Origin of the sequence: Shewanella sp., assembly GCF_047975355.1 — a bacterium.
Classification (GTDB): domain Bacteria; phylum Pseudomonadota; class Gammaproteobacteria; order Enterobacterales; family Shewanellaceae; genus Shewanella.
On the sequence record NZ_JBKEDJ010000081.1, the window covers coordinates 1 to 13,650 of the forward strand.

21 protein-coding genes and 1 other RNA gene are annotated in these 13,650 nt (G+C 48.4%); 2 read left to right on the forward strand and 20 right to left on the reverse strand.

From position 1 onward, the window contains the following. Nucleotides 1–40 precede the first annotated feature (40 nt). The 6 genes from ACK5NH_RS18435 to ACK5NH_RS18460 form a co-directional block, all read right to left on the reverse strand. Entirely contained in the window at nt 41–253 is a 213-nt protein-coding gene (locus tag ACK5NH_RS18435) for a hypothetical protein (RefSeq protein WP_248968017.1), read from the reverse strand. A gap of 96 nt (nt 254–349) precedes the next feature. Next, nucleotides 350–919: a hypothetical protein gene (locus tag ACK5NH_RS18440; RefSeq protein ID WP_416922423.1), complete on the reverse strand. Its 570-nt coding sequence runs from the start codon at nt 917–919 to the stop codon at nt 350–352. Beyond that, entirely contained in the window at nt 916–1,485 is a 570-nt protein-coding gene (locus ACK5NH_RS18445) for a lysozyme (protein ID WP_416922425.1), read from the reverse strand. The genes ACK5NH_RS18440 and ACK5NH_RS18445 overlap by 4 nt, the downstream gene beginning before the upstream one ends. Further along, on the reverse strand, nt 1,475–1,783 hold the full coding sequence (locus ACK5NH_RS18450) for a hypothetical protein (RefSeq protein ID WP_416922427.1): 309 nt from the start codon (nt 1,781–1,783) through the stop codon (nt 1,475–1,477). The genes ACK5NH_RS18445 and ACK5NH_RS18450 overlap by 11 nt, the downstream gene beginning before the upstream one ends. 75 nt (nt 1,784–1,858) lie before the next feature. Next, on the reverse strand, nt 1,859–2,287 hold the full coding sequence (locus ACK5NH_RS18455) for a hypothetical protein (RefSeq protein WP_416922429.1): 429 nt from the start codon (nt 2,285–2,287) through the stop codon (nt 1,859–1,861). Between the two features lie 38 nt (nt 2,288–2,325). Then, on the reverse strand, nt 2,326–2,883 hold the full coding sequence (locus tag ACK5NH_RS18460) for a hypothetical protein (protein ID WP_416922431.1): 558 nt from the start codon (nt 2,881–2,883) through the stop codon (nt 2,326–2,328). Nucleotides 2,884–3,209: 326 nt separating this feature from the next. On the opposite strand from ACK5NH_RS18460, the gene ACK5NH_RS18465 reads away from it, so the two are divergent. Beyond that, a complete protein-coding gene (locus tag ACK5NH_RS18465) occupies nt 3,210–3,527 on the forward strand; it encodes a hypothetical protein (protein ID WP_416922433.1) in 318 nt (105 codons plus the stop codon). A gap of 202 nt (nt 3,528–3,729) precedes the next feature. Here the strand turns inward: ACK5NH_RS18465 and ACK5NH_RS18470 are convergent, their stop codons facing one another. From ACK5NH_RS18470 to ACK5NH_RS18525, 12 genes are all read right to left on the reverse strand, one after another. Next, the gene (locus ACK5NH_RS18470; protein ID WP_416922435.1) at nt 3,730–4,185 is read right to left on the reverse strand and encodes a Mor transcription activator family protein; all 456 of its coding nucleotides are present in this window, start codon (nt 4,183–4,185) and stop codon (nt 3,730–3,732) included. Then, a complete protein-coding gene (locus ACK5NH_RS18475; RefSeq protein ID WP_416922437.1) occupies nt 4,178–4,798 on the reverse strand; it encodes a gp16 family protein in 621 nt (206 codons plus the stop codon). The genes ACK5NH_RS18470 and ACK5NH_RS18475 overlap by 8 nt, the downstream gene beginning before the upstream one ends. Then, nucleotides 4,798–5,016: a hypothetical protein gene (locus tag ACK5NH_RS18480; protein ID WP_416922439.1), complete on the reverse strand. Its 219-nt coding sequence runs from the start codon at nt 5,014–5,016 to the stop codon at nt 4,798–4,800. Before ACK5NH_RS18480 ends, ACK5NH_RS18475 begins: the two co-directional genes overlap by 1 nt. Before the next feature lie 16 nt (nt 5,017–5,032). Then, nucleotides 5,033–5,104: hammerhead ribozyme type II (locus ACK5NH_RS18485), an RNA gene on the reverse strand. 2 nt (nt 5,105–5,106) lie between these two features. Further along, on the reverse strand, nt 5,107–5,379 hold the full coding sequence (locus ACK5NH_RS18490) for a hypothetical protein (RefSeq protein WP_416922441.1): 273 nt from the start codon (nt 5,377–5,379) through the stop codon (nt 5,107–5,109). Between the two features lie 18 nt (nt 5,380–5,397). Further along, the gene (locus ACK5NH_RS18495) at nt 5,398–6,024 is read right to left on the reverse strand and encodes a DUF3164 family protein (RefSeq protein WP_416922443.1); all 627 of its coding nucleotides are present in this window, start codon (nt 6,022–6,024) and stop codon (nt 5,398–5,400) included. A gap of 4 nt (nt 6,025–6,028) precedes the next feature. Continuing rightward, nucleotides 6,029–6,244, reverse strand: a complete 216-nt coding sequence (locus tag ACK5NH_RS18500; RefSeq protein WP_416922445.1) for a hypothetical protein — start codon at nt 6,242–6,244, stop codon at nt 6,029–6,031. Continuing rightward, nucleotides 6,244–6,738 (reverse strand): helix-turn-helix domain-containing protein, encoded by a 495-nt coding sequence (locus ACK5NH_RS18505; RefSeq protein ID WP_416922447.1) that lies wholly within the window; start codon nt 6,736–6,738, stop codon nt 6,244–6,246. The genes ACK5NH_RS18500 and ACK5NH_RS18505 overlap by 1 nt, the downstream gene beginning before the upstream one ends. Then, a complete protein-coding gene (locus ACK5NH_RS18510) occupies nt 6,725–7,276 on the reverse strand; it encodes a hypothetical protein (RefSeq protein WP_416922449.1) in 552 nt (183 codons plus the stop codon). The genes ACK5NH_RS18505 and ACK5NH_RS18510 overlap by 14 nt, the downstream gene beginning before the upstream one ends. Nucleotides 7,277–7,333: 57 nt before the next feature. Continuing rightward, nucleotides 7,334–8,053, reverse strand: coding sequence for an AAA family ATPase (locus ACK5NH_RS18515; RefSeq protein WP_416922451.1), 720 nt, complete (start codon nt 8,051–8,053; stop codon nt 7,334–7,336). 70 nt (nt 8,054–8,123) lie between these two features. After that, nucleotides 8,124–10,274 carry a DNA-binding protein gene (locus ACK5NH_RS18520; protein WP_416922453.1) on the reverse strand — a complete coding sequence of 717 codons (2,151 nt, stop codon included), beginning with the start codon at nt 10,272–10,274 and terminating at the stop codon, nt 8,124–8,126. Next, complete coding sequence (locus ACK5NH_RS18525) at nt 10,267–10,494, reverse strand: Mu phage regulator Ner (protein ID WP_011070967.1); 228 nt, start codon at nt 10,492–10,494, stop codon at nt 10,267–10,269. Before ACK5NH_RS18525 ends, ACK5NH_RS18520 begins: the two co-directional genes overlap by 8 nt. 186 nt (nt 10,495–10,680) lie before the next feature. On the opposite strand from ACK5NH_RS18525, the gene ACK5NH_RS18530 reads away from it, so the two are divergent. Next, on the forward strand, nt 10,681–11,403 hold the full coding sequence (locus ACK5NH_RS18530; RefSeq protein ID WP_416922455.1) for an XRE family transcriptional regulator: 723 nt from the start codon (nt 10,681–10,683) through the stop codon (nt 11,401–11,403). A 177-nt stretch (nt 11,404–11,580) separates the two neighbouring features. Here ACK5NH_RS18530 and ACK5NH_RS18535 read toward each other — a convergent pair whose 3' ends face one another. Together ACK5NH_RS18535 and ACK5NH_RS18540 are read right to left on the reverse strand one after the other, a co-directional pair. Beyond that, nucleotides 11,581–12,408, reverse strand: coding sequence for a Wadjet anti-phage system protein JetD domain-containing protein (locus ACK5NH_RS18535; RefSeq protein WP_416922457.1), 828 nt, complete (start codon nt 12,406–12,408; stop codon nt 11,581–11,583). Then, nucleotides 12,396–13,616, reverse strand: a complete 1,221-nt coding sequence (locus ACK5NH_RS18540; protein WP_416922459.1) for a phosphoenolpyruvate carboxylase — start codon at nt 13,614–13,616, stop codon at nt 12,396–12,398. Before ACK5NH_RS18540 ends, ACK5NH_RS18535 begins: the two co-directional genes overlap by 13 nt. Between the last annotated feature and the right edge of the window lie 34 nt (nt 13,617–13,650).

The window sequence follows — 13,650 nt, forward strand, 5'->3', positions numbered from 1 at the left end:
AAGCCCCAGTACTTGCCGAAAAATTCAAATAACGATTCGATCATAAACGCGTCCCATAGCGCTGCTTTTGGCGCTTATCTTCATCCTGTTGGCAACTAATACAGCGCTGGGCTGTGCGTCGTTCTGGCTCCACCGCCTCATGGCAATCAATGCAAATACCATTGCCCTGAGGCTGTTGTTTGTGGCGGGCAGCATCAATGCAAGCATCACGCTCGCGGGTTTCCATCGTGCTCGCCCAATCGTTTTCGTCCATGCCTATTCCTAATATTTGGCTTATTTTGTTTGGTCTGTTTGGTGCCGTTGCCGCCAATCATGTAGGGCTTGCCAGTCGAGGTTGCATTGCCCTAAGTCAGTGAGTAACGAGATCATTAGCCTCACTGACTGCGGGTTGGATAGGCATTGTTCCTTCTGGGTTTGCAGGCACTGCAAGACCTGTGGCGGAACCTGAGTGACGTTGCACTCGCGCATCAGAGCCTTGGGCGGCAACACATACAGGGTCTTGTAAGTTGGCACGTAACGCACAGCGGGCGGCGCTGTCGTACACGCGCACAACATCGTTAGGCACAGCAGCAATAAGCCATGCTTGCGTTTGTTCATCCTGGGCGTCCTCAAGTAGCTGGGTCAGTTGGTGGTTAAGGTCTTGATTGCGGGTAGCTAACGCGGCCCTTTGTTGTTCGATGGTTTGCACCTGCAAGGCGAGGGTTTCGCCTTCGGCTTTGATCGCTGAGCGTTCGAGGTTGGCGTCTTGCAGCCATACCGCTAAGGTGTCGGCGCTTTGTTGCAGGGCGGCTTTGTCAGCTAACGCTTGAGTGAGCAGGCTTTTAGTGCTCTGTTGTTGCTGGTACATCAGCCCAATAGTGACAATGGCCAGCGACAGAAATAGCCACTGCACAGTGCTTATGATTTGTGATGGATTCATTGAACACTCCCTGTTGATTGCGCCAGGCCCAGCTCGCTTAAACAAATGGCTTGCTCTTCGGCTCGGCGCTTAATCAGTCCATTAAGGCGCACCTTGTTACCGAATACGTCGGTGCCATACGTCCAGCCATTGCAGATACGCTCACCCGTTTGCTTGTTGGTAGAGCAGGCTTGGGTTAGCTCCATGCAGGCACCCACACGATCCCCAGCTAACAGCTTTTTACGCAGGGTTGAGCTGGCAAAGTTGCCGTATCCCGCCCAGTGTAAAAACGATAAATAAGCGGCGTGCTCGCTGTGGGTGAGCTTGACTGGAGCGGTGAGGCTGAGCAGCAGCTTATCTTCCTTGGCGATATCCATGGCGAAAATCTCCATGCACTGCTGCTCGGTAAAGCGCTGGCCTAGTTTTAGGTCTTTGTTGGTGTGGCCACGGCAGGCGGTAAGTACGCCCACGGCATCGACATAGACGCTTAAGCTGTTGCCTTCCCACTTGTCGGTAAGCTGCGCGCCAGTAATCGCCGCAGAGCTTAAGCCTGCGGCCATTAAAAACGCCTTGAGTTTACTGTTCATTCGGCACCTCTATAGCTTGTGCCTTGCGTTGTTCGCGGGCTTTTTCCTTTGCTTTCAATACGTGCAGATAGGTAACGGCATACCAGCCCTGGGAGTAATAACTCTGGCGGGTGGCGCTGTGGCTATAAAGGGGAGGAACGGCAGGCACATTACCTGCTAGCTCGGCTTTGATGCGGGCATTAAACCCGTCTAAAGCGCACTGCCGATAGACTCGATTTGAGATGCGCTTAGGTCGCGCGTTCGCAATCGGCATGCTGTTAACGCCGCTGCGATAGTTGTTGTGGGTAACAAAGGCCATAAAAAAACCGAGACAGTGAACATAGGTTCATTGTCTCGGCTTAAGGGTTTGGAGCGGATTGGAAAGGTTTCGGGATTAGTTTTCTAAATGTTTAAGTAGCGCTGACACTATAGGGGATAACAGTTTATCTCTTACAGTCGAATCTGATAAAAGATCCATCTCTCTATCAGTTAACCAGGTTTCATATTCTTCAGCGCTTTTAATAAAAACAATGCCATATCGATGTACATAAAATGTGTTTATGGTGATGTCTACGTCATTTTTCTTTGTAAAAACCACATCCAATGCACAATAGCAATCATCGTTTTGGGGATTAAACACTGGCCGATGTAGGAATGTTAACTCACAATCCATTATTTTAATGGCCTCTCCTTTAACCCGTTCAATACCTAATTTACCCTTTGAGTTATCGATTAGCTTTAATAGGTAGTCGACCAATACTGATTTTTGTTCACAAGCTTGCTTATAATCCTGCGTTACTTTGGCGATTGCATGAAAATCCATTTAGGCTTCCCTCTTCGAGATTAATGTTAGACAAACAATTACAGCTGTATAGCTTGAATCTTGATATCGTTCACTAGATTGCCATTGTTGATCTCAAGTTTTTGCGACAACAGTCCCTCTTTTGGGATCACTAGCAACCAAAGGTATTGCTCTGTCTCAGCACCTACGCGACGCTTCCCCTCGGCTATCAACACCAGATCATCCAAGCGCGAACGGCTAAAGCTAAACTCACCGTCCTTATTGGTTTGAATGGTTTCAACCAGTGGCATATTGATTTCATTTATCAGAGTCGCGGTTTCGCAGGAAACTATAAGCTCGTAATTGGCTTTGGCATTGTGATGGTCAGGGCCATTCTTCAGATAATCTAACTCGGTTTCGGTTTTATCTGGCAGCCCCATGCACTCTTGATTGGCAAAGCTTTGCTTTTGATACAGGGATTGGCGGAAGTTTTTAAGGCTATAAACCTTAATGGGCGTGTTAGGCATGGGGATAACAGCGGCTCCCTGGGTAACAACATAGAGAGAGCCCTTAACGCTGACAGGGGTAAACAGGTAAGCTATCGCAATTGCTATGATAACTAAGATAATTTTTTCCATACCAAATCCTTTTTATTATTGATCTTTCCCCAAATAAGCCATCAACCACACTAAATGTTTCCATGTTCAAACAGAACGAGATAAATCCTTACATTTTTCTAGTAATGGTGTAGCTAAAACTGTATACTATATGACCTATTTTTATATAGGATTACAGTATAATTTTGTTATCTATATAGAAATTTAAAAATAATTTCTGTTTTATAATAAAGTCACATGCTATATGTTAACTTACTATCATTAGTATGATTTATGCTAAATACCTCTCTTGATGTTGTGTTGCAAGTGTGTAAAATGCTTGCCACAAAATTCAAGAGAAAACAAAAATGACCGATAAGATCGAACAGCTGTACCAGACTGTGTTCAAAGTGGCTAATCATTTTTTAACCCAAGCTTCAATGTTTACAATTGCAGAGCTTGATGAACACAATCCTAGCTATGAAGAGCTAGCAAAAATCGCAAGACTGTTAGCAGGGAACATCCAAAGTCTTGCACAAATGGGGCAATGGGAAGAAGAACGCATTGCACTAAACGCCTTGCAAGCAGCAAGGCTGATGGAACGAATTGCACAAGCAATAACTAAACGATCCGAAGAGGATCTGACAGTTGCTTTAGATGAACTTAATGCAATGCCGTTCATCTAATAAATTAGGTAATTATCTAAGGAGATTGTATGAAGAAATTTGAACAAGCTAAAAAACAACAGCTTATTAAACAATCTTTTGAATATCTCAAACAGATTGAAGCTATTTTGACTAGGATTGATAATTCTTTACTCAAAAGAGCAGCATAAAATTTTTTTATACTAACAAAAAAGCACCCTAGGGTGCTTTTTTGTTAGTGAAATCAAAACAACCTCCTCTGCTTCCTTGCCACAAATGCAGCCCTTTGCTCCGCCACAATCTGGCTGATCCGCCGCTCGGTTAGGCCATAGTCACGACTTAACTGCTCAAGGTTATTGCCCTTAAACTCACGCCAAATGCGGATATCCCTCAGTGCATCCTTTAGACGTTCGCCATTGGGGATATAAATATCACGCCCGCCTAGGTAGGCACTTAGGCTAGTGGCTAAGGCTTCACTCACATTATCGGCATTATCAATATGGTATTGCTTGAGGGTTTGGCGCATCACATCGCATAGGCTTTGGAGGGTTGAGGGCCAGCGACGAATAAAGTCCTCGCGCTCATCGGGTTTAAGCGTGGCTAAGGTTTCGAGGGCTTGTTCCAACTCGGCGGCACTGGTGGACAGTAAATCTAGTTGGTTATCAGGAACACTCACCGCATCTTGCCTAAGTTTACTCATAACCATGGCCCTCATACTGTGCGACGATGGACTCATAAGCCGCTGGTTGTGTGCCTGCGTCATTCATTTTCAAACGTTCACCACGGGCAATAATGCGCTCAATCAACACCCGCTTATGCCAGTTTTTAAGGCTTTCTAATACCTTGTAGGCTTGCTGCTCTGTCATCCAAGCGGTGGCGTCCACGCCCTGGGTTTGGTTATTAGTAATGCGGCTGCGTAACGTCATGCGGCGCACATAAGCATCGAGTGCCGACTCACTGTTATCCTGGACCACTAAGTGGTGGCCCATGGTGATCCAAATAGCGCGGATTTTATCGATAGAGGCTAATTTGCTGCTGCCAGCTGCTGGGCTTAAACGGCGCTTTTTATGGCTGTTTAACGTGGGTTTAAAGCCCTTTTGTTTAAACACTTCTAGCGCTTGCTCAAGCTCGGGTAAGTTCATAGCCCGTAAGGAATCCTTACCCGTAGCGTGTTTTAACATGGCACGGTAGATAGCCTCATCGAGCTGCAATGATCCCTTAGCCACATTGATTAAGGTAATTAGGCGCTTCTTTTGCAGAGTGCTAGGGTGCTGAGCGACTGGCGCAGGGGCTTGTTGATTAGTGTCGAGCATTATTCGTCATCCTCATCGGTTGTCGTTACGATTACGCGAACAGCTTTGGGCTGGCCTTTACGCTGCGGCCAACAAAGACCTAATGCCCCGTTAAGAAAATTGATCGCCCACAGTTCTCTTTCAGCCTTCAACTCTGCTTTGGTTTTACCTTTACGCACTGGCCGTAATGGGCAGTTTGCAATGGCATATTTGAGTAATCGCTTGGCGTAGGGGGTCATTTATCTTCGCTCTTTTTGTTAGCTGCTCATCAGTACCCAGCCACTACGCTGGATAGACCACGCCCCATCACTGGGGCGGGTTTCGCTTGGTTATGCTTGAGTGTTCTTAAGGGAACGCTTGATAAAGAAGCTAATCAACTGACGCTTTTGCCCTGCGAACTCTTGGCTAAAACCACGCAGTTCGTTAAGCAATGCAGCACCGACCAACAAACACTGGTGTGGCGTATCGGCAGCCATGGCGCTGAGTTCACTGCGTAGGGTTTCGTAATTGGCCTCTAACAGCGCAGCAATCCGCAGTTTAAAAGCCACGCGATCTAACGCCGCTTGATTCTCGTTAAGTAGGTATTGAATGCCTTGAGTCATGTTGTGCTCCTTGCGCCTCTAAAGAGTGCTGATATCCAGTGGAAGTTGGGTGTATTTGCCATTGGGCTGACGCTCATATAAGCGCAGATACTGGCTGGTTCCGGTGATTTGAATCGCGTCGGCAATGGCATCCATGGCCAGCTTCCAGTTGGGATCATCAATATCCAACTGGCGCAGACTGAGCACTTGATTAACATCGATGCGGCCTTGCTGGTTAACCCGAAAGGCATGCTCAACCATGGCCATCAGGCGGGTATCCGCGCCGCCGCTCCAGCTTTTAATGCACTCATCAATCAAGGTTTTCGCAGTTTGGATACGCTCATCAAATACGCGGTGCTCACCTACCTGACGGCGCACTTGGTACTTGCCATCGAAACTGGTCAGCAAAATATTGCCCTTACTGCCACCGACCTTAGCGCCGTATTCACTAGCGGAGAGTTCAGCAAAGTCATCGATTTGCGCCATGGTGGTTAACTTAAACAACATCATTTGCTCGCGTAGCTGCTGCGCGAGGCCAATAATGCAATGCACCACTTCATCACGCAGTTTATCTACGGGCTTAATGCGATCCTCATGCACCAGATCACCGATGGCGTTCATGCGGTAGCCTGCTGGGATCTGTTGGTTAGTTTGTTGACTGGTCATGTTATTACTCCTCACTCCAACGAACGGTTACACCATGAAATTGCACCGCTCGGCAGCGGCGACGAATGCCTTTTATGTTCTCGATAATGTCCACGGCCATGTGGCGAAAATCGGCACTTGGCTTGTCGATTTGCACGACTTTTACGCCACTGTGGATTACTTTCATGCCGCGCAGTCTTAGGGCACTAATCACATCGAATTTGGGGTTTGTATGTCTCATCAGTTTTGTTCCTTCATCACTCGATTAAACTTAGTTGCTAAGTGTTTCAGCTCATCTTTGAGCAAGTTAATAAGCACCGATTTATCCTCCCCTGCTTGTAGAGAAAGGCGGCGAATTGCCCCTTCCGCGTCATATTCATTACGACGACTCACTAGGCTGGTTTGGGCCGTAAATACTGTGGTGACCTCCAAGGTTGAATGCTCACAGCCACTACGGCAGGCTTTATACAACTTGATCCTGATTGGGCTTCCGGTAGTACGGGTGTTGCTTTGGTGAGCAAGACATTCATTGAGAGGAATATCCCCGAGCACAGGGCAATGCACTGTGCGGTTCATATAAGCCCCTTCGACCAGCTTTTGGATTCGATCCAAAGGGCTTGGATATTTACCGCTTAATACCTGGCTGACAGTGGTACGTGAGATATTGAGTTTTTCTGCTACCGCCTTTTGACCATGCAGTTCAACCTGCTCGGCCATTACCTTAAGCCACTGCATGTAGGTACTCCTTGAGATTGGCATCGAACAAGAAGATGTCCTGCTTCTTTGGTGCGATGGGGCCTGTATCCTTTACAAGACGGTAAACCGCGCACTGCCCGGCACGATCCTGTAGTGATAGGTTGGTTGGATTGGCGCGGATTTGGCGGACATAACCAAACTTAATCAGCAGATTACAAAATGCATGGGCACTTCCCAGGCTAACCTCTGCTGTTGCAACCAAATCTGGATAGGTGAAATTTCGTAAAATTCGCATCGATTGCCAAAGACGCTGCTTGCTCGCTCCATAGCGACGTTTAGTTTGTTCGCTTTGGCCTCTAAGCGTTTGGCTAACAGCCGCATAACGTTTTTGCTTTGGCCCACGTTTAGCGGCCACCTCAACGTGCGAAATGACTTTAATTTCATCGCGCTTTTTAAATGCGAATATGATGGTTGAGCACTGCTTTAGCGTTAACCCTAGGGCTTCCGCTAGCTCTTCCCTGGTAAAACTCGGCTGACGCTGAATCCAGTGCCAAGCCTGTTCTGTGTTGTTTGTCATGATCTATCCCTAAAAATGACCTAAACCCTTGTTTGCTCTAAGTGGCTATGGGTTTGGTTAGCGGCGAAATTCCAAGAACAATGGCTGATCGCCCCAATTATCAAGGGTGACAATATCCATATCGTTAGCGAGGGCGCTGCGTTCAATCTTTTCGAGTGCAGTAAGGATACGGCGCACCTCTCCACCACTGCGTTTACGGATATGTTCCAGAAGATCCTCGGCAACATGAATGCGGTCATCGAGCAGCTCTGTGGCAAAGCCGTAAACGTCGGATAAATCTGCTGGCTGAAACTCCACCCACTCGGACACGCGGTTAAAAAGCTGCTTACGGTGGCTAATACGGCGGGCGATTTCTTCCATGCCGACCAGCACCACAGGCTGCTCGGTGGCATCGTAGAGATCGCGGATGGTTTCCATGATTTTGCTTTGACCAACAATGTGGTCGGCTTCATCAATAAACAGTGGTAATTGGCGGTCATTCATGCGGTCAACGATAAAATCGACGCTTTTACGTAATGGATAAACCATGTCTGCACCCAACTCTGCCATCACACGAGCGATAAATGACGATGGGGTATCGGTGGCGTAACAACGCACATAAACCGCATTCATTGAACCCAACTGATTGATCAACCAGCAGGTAGTCGTGGTTTTACCAAAACCAGATGGCCCATGGATTAGGCCAATACCAGGTGTGATGGGCGAACGGCCTTTAAGGTTTTCCATCAGCTCTAAGCAGGCCAGTACGTTTTTAACTTCGACAACTTTATGTTTCATAATCTATACTCCGTGGTGGTAAACGTAGTGTTAAACAGGACTTCCTCGTCCTCTCCAAAAGCCGTCAATCCTACTTGGCGGCTTTTTTTACGGCCTCTAACTGCTTGTCGAGCCTTGCGGCAAACATGCGATATTTGAGGCGGTATTCTTTAAGCCATAGCTGTTCGCGCTCAGTCAGCTCGCGTTCGAGCGTGGCCAGCGTTAACTCTTCGGCTTTTTCGTGTTCGGTACGCATTACGGTGGCGTGATTTTGGTTAACTCGCTCAGCCGCTTCGCCAATGCTTTGGGACTGGCGACTAAGGCTGGCAAGTAGTCTGTCGCTATCGCTACTGACTTGCGAAAGTGCTGCTAATGCTGGGTTGTCTGTGGTAGTTGGTGTTGGAGTAAAGCTGGTTAAGCTGCCACGCTCGGCAGCAGCTTTAGCTAAGCCCTCAGCTGCCAACGTGTCGATACCAAACTTATCCTGCAACTCACGGGCGGCACGGCGGAAACTGGCCAGCACTTTCTTCTCTTCATTGCGGGCTTTACGGAACTCTGCAGGGTCGATATCACGGCCAATGAGATCGAGGTTCACGGCATCTACGCACTGAGTCCAATCATCCAGCGCATAAATCGTGGCACGACCAACGTCTGATGGGTCGAGGAATACGCGCACACGTTTGCGATCCCAGGCGGCTTCCTGCAGTTCTGGTGCGGTGTACTGCACACTGTTGCCAGGCTTGACACTGCCACGCACTACGGTGGCATCCCCAACATGGTTAAGTAGCAGATCGAGCGAGTGTGGGTTAGCCACACGGCTAGCGATATAACCGCTTTCGTTCATCACTTCAAACGGCGTTTTACCTGCTAGCTCGTCTTTAAAACCTTCATGCACTCTGTGCATATAGTCGTACTGAATCCAGTCATCGATAATCTTTTGCAATGCTTCTGGCGTCATTGCTAGCTCTAACGCTTCGGCGTTATTGGCGGCTTTATTTTTGCCACCGATGCGCTGCGCGAAGGCTTTGGCCGATTCTATTTTTTGGCGATCACTAACGCTGTGGCCTATATAGGCGGGAAGCAGCTCAAACAATGCGCGGGAAAGCGTACCGAAAAAGCGTTCGATATAGGGCTTTTCCCAACCACTGAATGGACGGGTACGGGATTGGTCAATGTCTAACATGTTAAAGATGCCTGCAACCCGTTGGCTGACATAGTCGGTACCGTTATCGGTACGAGCAATGCCGTCCTTTTCGAGCATCCCCCAGTTAAGCAGGCAGCGGCGCAGTAAAAGGCAGATCCCTTCGGCATTAGAGGTTGGTGTCACCAATACCATTGGGCGGCGGGTATACACATCAATAGCGGCCACCACTGCATAGCGACGCAGCTTGCCATGAGCGTTAAGCATTACGTCAGTTGGCGTACTGTCGAACTCCCATATTTGGTTGGGGCTGCTGATCCATGGGTACATAGTGCCGTACAGTGGGCGATGCGAATTGTTGTACGCATCAGGATTAGTTAGCGCGGTAAAGGCGGCTATGTTGTCACTGTGCCAACGCTGTACCCATCGGCGAATAGCGCCGATGGATGGCACAGTCCAGCCAAGATCATTAGCCTTCTTTTCAGCCTCTTGCTGCAGCGTTTTGTATTTAGTCAGCAGATGCGGCTTACCTGTAACAAGCGCAATTAAAAATTGCTGTAGCTCGGTTTGCTCGGCCATTACACTAACTTGTGCGCCGCCACGGGTATCCACTAACCCCATCATTCCCTTCTCTTCGAAGGCTTTTTGCCAGCGGTATAGCGTGGCCTTTGACTGGCCACACTGCTTGGCAAAGGCGACAACGCCATCGGTGCGACGACCTGCGGCTATGAATGGCTCAACAAAGTTCGCCATCTCAGTGAGTAGCTGATAACGCTCCATGGCGACTTGTTGCTTACTGGTTGGCAACACTAAAAATTGCTGCTGCAGTTCGGTCTTCTTCTCAACCAGACTTGCAGGTGTGGCTAACACTTGGCGTGCAGCTGCGACTTCTCGGCTTGTCGTATTTTTTACGGCTTGCTGACGAAGATGCGCCTGAGTGATAGGTGGAAGGCTACCAAGAAGGTATTCAAATCCTTTGCTACCCTCTTTTTTTCTGGACTCCCAGCTTTCTGTCTTTGCTTTAAACCTAATGCCCTGAACGGTTGTGGGCATGCCTGGTAATTGCAGAAGCTCTTGGGGGCTGAACCATGCTTTATTCATGTTCTTCCCTCAACAAGTCGCAGCCAATGGTTTTGCTGATTTCTTCAATTATCTTGCGAGATAAAGCGCGTTTTGGTTTACGCTGTTTACAGGGTGCAAACATCTTGATGCAGTCCTGAACGGTTCTCGGATTGAAGCCTTTAGAAACAGCCCATGCACGGCTTGTTAGCCCTTGCGCCCTTAGCGCTGCATGGATGTGATTGGCATTCTCTATTTTCATGATGTTTTTCCGTGTTAACATGATTACTCGCGCATTGCGCAACTTGCCAAGTGCGCGATATAAGAACGATACGATACTAAAAGACGCATTTCAACGTCTTTTAGTGACTTTCTTTTGAATTATTTAACGGCCCATTGGCCACAGAGGGTAAGGCGTTGATAAAAAAGCGCTTTATTTAAATTTAAAGTGAACACTAAAAAAGAAAGTGCACTTTCTTTTCCGTCTTCCGGAATAGAAAGCTTTGGAGAGCGTCTTAAAGAACTGATGGGAGACGAAAGCCTCAGAGCATTTGCGAATGCTATCGACACCTCAGAAGGCGGTGTTCGTAAGTGGTTTACTCAGTCGACTATGCCCTCGTTTGATAAAATGGTTCGTATTGCTCGCCGTTATAATGTCAATCTCGAATGGCTATGTACTGGTGAAGGCCCTAAACTCCCAGGCGAAACTGCGGCATTTGAAAGTGTGGTTTGTAAGACGGAAGAGTTCTCAGAAGAATATGCACTCATCGATGGCTACCATACTCAAGTCAGTACGGGCCATGGTGCTCAATGGGATAATGAACGGGTAAGGCGCAAGCTAGCCTTTAGATCGAAATGGTTGCGTTATCGAGGGTTACAGCCTGAAAACCTGCGGGTGGTTTTCGCGAAGGGTGACTCTATGGAACCAACGATCCATTCTGGCGATTCGATCCTGGTTGATATCACTGACGCCAATCTTTCTGACGGCAGTATTTTTGTCCTGCGCATTGGGGATGATTTGTTTGCTAAGCGTGTTCAAGTCCATATCGATGGCAGCATAACGATCATTAGCGACAATAAAGAGTACAGAGAGCAGCGAGTGCCTGTTGCAGAACTTGGCCTACTGAGTGTGGTTGGCAAGGTTGTGTGGATAGGTAAGGACGTAAAGTAATTCTCATATAGGCGGCGTGCAGCAAATTATGAATGCACGCCACCTCAATTTCTCATTTAGCTAACCAGTCTTTTAAAGGCTCGTTAAACACCAGTCAAACCCGCATAAACAAAGGGAATTGCTCACATGATTTCAGCCATTCCCGGCTAATCTCGATTTCTCACATCACTAGGTCGGTTACAGCTGTTTAATACTAATTCGCTGCTGATTTAACCAAAAGCTCAACTGCTGCCAATGTTTTAAGTCGGCTGACTGTAAATATTTAGCCTGACGCGCTTGCTTGGCAAAGTCATCATGGGAATTAATCTGGGGGATAGCGAGTAATTCATTGGGGGCAGAGAGCGCTAACTGCGGCACTATACAATGGGTCATGCCCGTTAAGGTATGGGCAATTTGCAGCCCAGCGGGGTCGAGATCGGTAAAGGCAATGATCGGCATTTTACCTGCCATCGCCCGCAAAAACTGGCGCACACCTATGGGGGAATGGTGGCCGCTGCCACGGTAAATCACCATAACGCGGCTAAGTTCGGCGGGTAAGCGCGCTTGGGCTATTGCATCGAATATATCTAGGTTTTCAACTACTAAGATGGCGTTAACATTGAACTCATGACAATGGTTTTGCGCTTCATCTAAGGGAATGCGTAACGAGGCCAGCGCAGAAATCCCCATGGGTGGTGATTCAAAACCGAGATACTTCAGCAAAATATACTCGGCTTCGGGGCGAATGCTCGCCAGCTTTTCATTCTGGCTTTGGGCGGACATGGCGATACGGTCTAGATTAAAGTCCAGCGCCAGTAAATCTAGACCCTCTTTCGCTAACACACCTTGGCGCAGCAACTCAAAATCCCGCGGCGCAAAGCATAAATATTTTTCCGCGCCATCCAGCTCGCCTACTTCTAACTCGCGGTAAATCGTTCGCCAATTAGGATTGAGTTTCACCCTTGGAGCGCGGTTAAGATAAACGCCCTCCAAGAGTTGCAACTGCTGCCGTCCTAGGCGAGCCATAATTCCACATCGCGGATAATAAAGTTACCGCTGTAGATTGGGTGCGGTTCGCCTAAGGGCTCTAACTCGAAGTAGGCCTTATGCTCATCGGGTAAGCCTTCGTAGCCGCCAATCACCTGATAAATCCAGCTTTCGGCATCCCATGGCAGGGCTTTTTCGGCTAAGTAATCGAGCGCCGACTGGCGTAAGCCCGACTCAATCACATCAACAAAGTAAGTATCGACGGCTTGTTTAAGTGGATTATCTGGAATATCAAAGTCTTCACTCTGAGTGAGCGACACACTGACATCCTGCTCGCGCACAGTCTCGACTATGCCCTGACGGCTAATCGCCTTTATATGGGTGACAATATTCATCAGCTCAAACTCTTGGCTGGCGTTATGCACATCCACAGATGCAGGGGCCAATAACACTTCGGCGCGATTGAATAGACTTGGGATTTCCTTGTGAGACACATGGTCCGCAGGGCGATAATCCGGGTGCAAATCGGTGTACAGTAACCAGCCCTTAAGCAAGCGAGTACGACCGCGAATTTGCCTAAAGCGGCCGAGGAGTTCCAGCAACCGTCCCTGCACCACACTGAGTTCCTGGGCGCAGTCGCTCATGGTTTCCTGCAAAGTCGTCACCAGCAGCTTACGCAGCTCACGGATATCACCGGCGATTTCACCTAATTCGCTAAACTGGAACATCTCCAAGCCATTAAGCAATTCAGACACTTGGCTTTGGGCGAGTTCGTTTTCACGGATCTTAGCGTTAATGGTACCGACATAACCGAACTCGTTGTTGATGCGTCCCCACAACACACGGATGGAGTAGCGTAAACTGTCGGCAAAGCTATACACATGCTCACTTAAATCAGACAGATACGCCTCGGCGGCGCTGTAGTCTGAGCTGTGGCGCGCTTCTTTATAATGGTCGGCCAAGGTCTTAATGGTGGCGAGCGCCGAGCCGACGTTGGAGTCGATTTGGCGATTACGCTCATCACTTAGGCCCTCTTCGAGCAAGGCACGCACCGAGCGTTTAAGGCGCAGCTCTTGGTCTGGCTCTGGGCGCCATAAAATCCCTGCCTGCTTGAGTTTTTCAACCACAGCGGGATCATGGGCATCCTCATTGAGCGAGCCCGCTAAATAGGCATCCATAATGATGTCAGCATGGCGACCTAACTGCTTGAGTAGCTTCACCCCAGCCTGATGTAAGTTACTGCTCATCACGGCCTCCTTGGTTGATGCTGTTCGTTATAGT